This window comes from Paracoccus sp. (in: a-proteobacteria) (assembly GCF_032007265.1).
GTDB lineage: Bacteria > Pseudomonadota > Alphaproteobacteria > Rhodobacterales > Rhodobacteraceae > Paracoccus.
Genome location: NZ_DALZMB010000173.1, coordinates 1 through 4,960 on the forward strand (window position 1 = coordinate 1; position 4,960 = coordinate 4,960).

General features: G+C 59.8%; 5 protein-coding genes. 4 read left to right on the forward strand and 1 reads right to left on the reverse strand.

The window, feature by feature from the left end:
• Nucleotides 1-205: 205 nt before the first annotated feature.
• Nucleotides 206-1,096 carry a MurR/RpiR family transcriptional regulator gene (locus RTS12_RS20030; RefSeq protein WP_312531799.1) on the reverse strand — a complete coding sequence of 297 codons (891 nt, stop codon included), beginning with the start codon at nt 1,094-1,096 and terminating at the stop codon, nt 206-208.
• Between the two features lie 136 nt (nt 1,097-1,232).
• On the opposite strand from RTS12_RS20030, the gene RTS12_RS20035 reads away from it, so the two are divergent.
• From RTS12_RS20035 to RTS12_RS20050, 4 genes are read left to right on the forward strand one after another with little or no spacing between them, the layout of a single operon-like run.
• Nucleotides 1,233-1,973: an N-formylglutamate amidohydrolase gene (locus tag RTS12_RS20035; RefSeq protein ID WP_312531801.1), complete on the forward strand. Its 741-nt coding sequence runs from the start codon at nt 1,233-1,235 to the stop codon at nt 1,971-1,973.
• The gene (locus RTS12_RS20040; protein WP_312531802.1) at nt 1,973-2,509 is read left to right on the forward strand and encodes a TRAP transporter small permease subunit; all 537 of its coding nucleotides are present in this window, start codon (nt 1,973-1,975) and stop codon (nt 2,507-2,509) included. The genes RTS12_RS20035 and RTS12_RS20040 overlap by 1 nt, the downstream gene beginning before the upstream one ends.
• Nucleotides 2,506-3,831: a TRAP transporter large permease subunit gene (locus tag RTS12_RS20045; protein ID WP_312531804.1), complete on the forward strand. Its 1,326-nt coding sequence runs from the start codon at nt 2,506-2,508 to the stop codon at nt 3,829-3,831. The genes RTS12_RS20040 and RTS12_RS20045 overlap by 4 nt, the downstream gene beginning before the upstream one ends.
• 30 nt (nt 3,832-3,861) lie before the next feature.
• The gene (locus RTS12_RS20050; RefSeq protein WP_312531806.1) at nt 3,862-4,905 is read left to right on the forward strand and encodes a TRAP transporter substrate-binding protein; all 1,044 of its coding nucleotides are present in this window, start codon (nt 3,862-3,864) and stop codon (nt 4,903-4,905) included.
• Nucleotides 4,906-4,960 lie beyond the last annotated feature (55 nt).

Sequence of the window (4,960 nt, forward strand, 5' to 3'; positions counted from 1 at the left end):
CCGCAGCCCCTATCATCCCGCCGATTACCAACCGCCCAAGCGACTTTACCGCGAAGTCGGCCCGGGCCATTTCGTGCAGTTGGATGAAAAAGGGCAGGCGGCCTAGAACACTGGTTTAGAACTTTGGCCCTAATCCCGGCTCTGCTACTGGCGCAAGGGCTGGGTTTAGAGCTGAGGGCAGGAACACCAGCAGGGCGCGCGCAGCCTATTGGCCGCCGCGCCCGCGTTTGAACATATTGGCGCGTTCGTAAAGCGCCTCGAGCCGGGTCATGCGGTCTTGTGTCTGGTCCCATGTCAATTGCTGCACGGCCGCCAACAGCGTCTCCACCAAGACCATCAACGCCGAGGTGCTGTCCCATGCCGATGGCACCTCGATCTGCGCGGCAAAGCGGAATTTGGCATAGGCCGAAATCGGGCTGATCCATGGATCGGTCATCAAGATGACCTCGGTTCCCTGTTCGGCGGCCATTTCGGCCAGCTGCAACGTTGCCGCCTCATAGCGGCGAATGTCGAAAACCACCAAGACATCGCCCCGGCGCAGATCAAGCAAAGCCGAGGGCCAAGTGCTGGAATTGCTGGGCAAGGTCGAGACGCCGGGGCGCACGATCCCCAGCTGCGTCACCAGATAATCCGCCAATGGATGGGTGATTCGCCCGCCACTGACCAAAATCCGACGCTCGGGATCGGCCAGCATTTCGGCGCAGGCGTCGAAATCGGCATGGTCGATCTGACCCAGCGTCTTGGACATATTTGTTAAAACCGCATCCGCAAAGCGGTTCAGAATATGGGTCTGCGGCACGCCATCGGTCCAGCGCGCATGTTTGGACAGCGGCGATTCCAGCCTTGCCTCGACCTCGTTGCGCAGCTGCGCCTGAAACTCGGGATAGCCACGAAACCCCAGCTTTTGCACCATGCGCAGCACGGTCGGGGTCGAAACTCCGGCCTCTTTGGCTAGGTGGGTCATCGAGGCCAGCCCCGCGACGGGAAAGTTGCGCGTCAGATGACCGGCCAGCAAGCGCTCGGATGGGGTCAGCGCATCCATGCGCCGGCGAAGCCGATCTTCGATCAAGCCGGAGTTTTCTGGATCTTGGGACATAGACGGCTCTCCTCGGCTGATCCGGCTGTCGTAAAGATCTTACCCGTAAAGATATTATCAGAGAAAACCTATACTGAAAGATTATTGACAGACTCATTGTCGCTGTTTCAACCTGTCCTTGCAGGGAGGAACTTGCGTGTCTGATCTTGAACATTTTTTCGCCATCGAGAATGAGTCTGGTCACGGCAACACGGTCATCGTGTGTGAACATGCCTCGCATGATATTGCGTCTATGCCCAATGGCCTTGGGCTGGATGCTGAACAGCAAACGGCCCATATCGCCTGGGATCCCGGCGCGCTTGGCGTGGCCAGGGGGCTGTCTGTTGCGCTGGACGGGGCGCTGATCCATGCGCGGGCCTCGCGGCTGATCTACGACCTGAACCGTCCGCCCCATGCTGCCGGCGCCATGCCCGAACGCAGCGAGATCTATGAAATACCCGGCAATCGCGCCCTGTCGCCCGCCGAGCGTCTTGAGCGTACCGAGGCCCATTATCTGCCCTTTCATGCCGCACTTTTCGCTCTGCTTTCGCGCAGGCTGGCGGCGGGGCGGCCGACCGCGCTGATCACCGTACACAGCTTCACGCCGATCTATTTTGGCGTGGCACGCCCGGTCGAGCTGGGCATCATCCATGATCAAGATGATCGCCTGGCCCGCGCCATCGCGGCGCGCGACACCGGGATGATGACGCGGCTGAATGAGCCCTATAGCGCGCGCGACGGCGTGACCCATACGCTGGCGCTGCACGCCACACCCTTGGGCCTAAGCCATGCGATGCTTGAAATCCGCAATGATCTGATCGCGACGCCGCAGGCGCAGCTGGACATGGCCACGCGCCTTGCCCCGGTGATCCGGGCCGCTGTCGAGGAGGTTATCTGATGCCGAATTGGGCTATTTGCTATGTCCGCGGGGTCGAGCGGGTCAATTATCGCATCGGCCGCTTTGCCATGTATCTTTTATTCGTGATCATGGGGGTGCTGCTGTGGTCCTCGTTGACCAAGATGTTCAAGTTTCCATCGCTTTGGACACTGGAAATGGCTCAGTTCACGCTGGTGGCCTATTACCTGCTGGGCGCGCCCTATTCGATGCAGCTTGGCGCCAATGTGCGCATGGACCTGCTTTACGCGCGGTTGCCGATCAAGCGGCAGGCGGCCTGGGACATCGTCACCATCTTTTTCCTGCTGTTTTATCTGGGGGTGATGCTTTGGGGCGCGGTTGACAGCACCGCCTATAGTTTCCGCGTGTCCGAGCGCGCGCCAAGCGCCTGGCGACCGCCGCTTTGGCCGATCAAGGTCATCATCACTTTCAGCTTCGTGCTGATGATTTTGCAGGCCATCGCCCACCTGATCCGAGACATCGCCATTCTGCGCGGCGTCGATATCCCCAAACCTTTCACCGGAGACGTCGACAGATGAGCTATGAGTGGATCGCCATTTTGATGTTCTCGACCATGCTGCTGATGATGATCACCGGGCAGCGGGTCTTTGGAGCGATCGGCTTTGTCGCGGTTCTGGCGGCGCTGCTGCTATGGGGGCCGGGCGGAACGGATATGGGCTTTTCCGCCGTGATGAAGGTCATGAAATGGAACGCGCTGCTGACGCTGCCGATGTTCGTGTTCATGGGCTATGTCATGTCGGAATCGCGTTTGGCCGAGGATCTTTACCGGATGTTTCACGTCTGGTTCGGACCTTTGCCGGGGGGGCTGGCGATCGGCACGGTGATGCTGATGGTCATGATTTCCGCAATGAACGGGCTGTCGGTTGCCGGAATGGCCATTGGCGCGACCATCGCTTTGCCTGAACTGGTCAAGCACCGCTATGACAAGCTGATGATCTCGGGGGTCATTCAGGCGGGTTCCAGCTTGGGCATTTTGATCCCGCCCTCGGTGGTCTTGGTGCTTTACTCGCTGATTGCGCGCCAGCCGGTCAGCCAGCTGTGGCTGGCGGGGATCGTGCCGGGCCTGCTGATGGCGGCGCTTTTCATCGCCTATATCCTGATCCGCACCTGGCTAAATCCTGCCCTTGCCCCGCCGATGCCGCGCGAGGAACGCGCCGCCATCACCTGGCCCGAGCGTTTCCGGCTGCTGCGGGCAGGAGTTCTGCCGCTGATCATCTTTGCGGCGATGATGATCCCTTTTGTCAAAGGCTGGACCTCGTTGACCGAAAGCAGCGTTATCGGTGCGCTGACTGCGGTGATTGCCGCCGTGATCAAGGGCCGCTTCACACGCAATGTCTTTGAGGTCGCGACCCGCCAGACGCTGGCCATCACCTGCATGTTCATGCTCATCATCATGGCCGCCCTCAGCTTTGGCGCGGTCTTTGACGGCCTGGGTGCCGGGCGCGCGATCGAGCAGCTGTTCATTGGCGAGATGAAGCTTTCGCCGCTGCAGGTTTTGCTGATCATGCAGGCCTCATTCCTGATCCTGGGCATGTTTTTGGATGACACGGCCATGCTGGTCATCGTTGCCCCGATCTACGTGACGATGGCGCGCACGCTTGGCTTTGACCTGATCTGGTACGGCATCCTTTACACCATCACCTGCCAGATCGCCTATCTGACCCCGCCCTTCGGCTATAACCTCTTTCTCATGAGGGCGATGGCGCCGCGCGATTTCACCCTTGGCGTGATCTACCGCTCGGTTCTGCCCTTCGTGCTGATCATGGTGCTGACCTTGGGGTTGGTGATCGCATTCCCGGGTATCGCCATGTGGCTGCCCCATTCGATTTACGGCCAATAAGCAGAAAACAACCATAAGGGAGGATGAACGATGACCACTTCAAGACGTAAGTTCCTGACCACGGGTGCGCTTGCGGCGGCTGGGGCCAGCGCATTAAGCGCCCCCGCGATTGCGCAGGGCGTTCCTTTGAAATGGCGTATGCAAACCTATGCGGGCGCGGCCTTGGGCGAGCATGTCTGCAAACCCGCGGTCGAGGCCTTCAACAAGATCGCCAACGGCCAGATGGAGATCGAGCTTTACTATGCCGATCAGATCGTGCCCACGGGCGAATTGTTCCGCGCGCTGCAAAATGGCACGATCGATGCGGTGCAATCTGACGACGACAGCATGGCAAGCCCGACCGAAGTGACGGTTTTTGGCGGCTATTTCCCCTTCGCGCTGCGTTACTCGCTCGATGTGCCCGCGCTGTTCAACCATTACGGGCTCGATGAGATCTGGAAGGCCGAATATGCCAAACACGGCATCCAGCACATCTCGGCGGGGTCATGGGATCCGTGCAACTTCGCGACCAAACAGCCGATCAATGCGCTGGCGGATCTGAACGGCAAACGCATCTTTACCTTCCCCACCGCAGGTCGCTTTCTGGCGAAATTCGGCGTCGTCCCGGTTACCCTGCCATGGGAGGATATCGAGGTCGCGCTGCAAACGGGCGAGCTGGACGGCGTCGCCTGGTCGGGCATCACCGAAGATTACACCGTGGGTTGGGCCGGGGCGACCGGGCATTTCCTGACCAACAGTATCTCGGGTGCATGGATTGGCCATTTCTTTGCCAATCAGAAGCGCTGGGAGGAGGTGCCCGAACATCTGCGCGAGCTGATGAAGGCGGTCTTTGACCAGTCCCATTACTACCGCCAGCACTGGTACTGGGCGGGTGAGGCCAAGTTGCGCGTGGGCGGCGACAAGATGAAGCTGACGACGATCCCGGCCGCCGAATGGGGCACGGTCGAGGCCGCCGCAAAAGAGTTCTGGGACGAAATCGCCGCAGAATCCGAGATCAAGGCTCAGGTTGTCGCCAAGATCAAGGAATACAACGAAGCGATGGAAAAGGCCGGTCCGCCCTATCGCTATTCCTAAGTCTTTTTTCCTTAGACCGGGCGCATCTGTCCGAGATGCGCCCATTCCCTACCGG

Bases quoted from the DNA above. Each gene is read 5' to 3' on its own strand.
- RTS12_RS20030 (WP_312531799.1), bottom strand. From the start codon at position 1,096: ATGTCCCAAGATCCAGAAAACTCCGGCTTGATCGAAGATCGGCTTCGC.
- RTS12_RS20040 (WP_312531802.1), top strand. From the start codon at position 1,973: ATGCCGAATTGGGCTATTTGCTATGTCCGCGGGGTCGAGCGGGTCAAT.
- RTS12_RS20045 (WP_312531804.1), top strand. From the start codon at position 2,506: ATGAGCTATGAGTGGATCGCCATTTTGATGTTCTCGACCATGCTGCTG.
- RTS12_RS20050 (WP_312531806.1), top strand. From the start codon at position 3,862: ATGACCACTTCAAGACGTAAGTTCCTGACCACGGGTGCGCTTGCGGCG.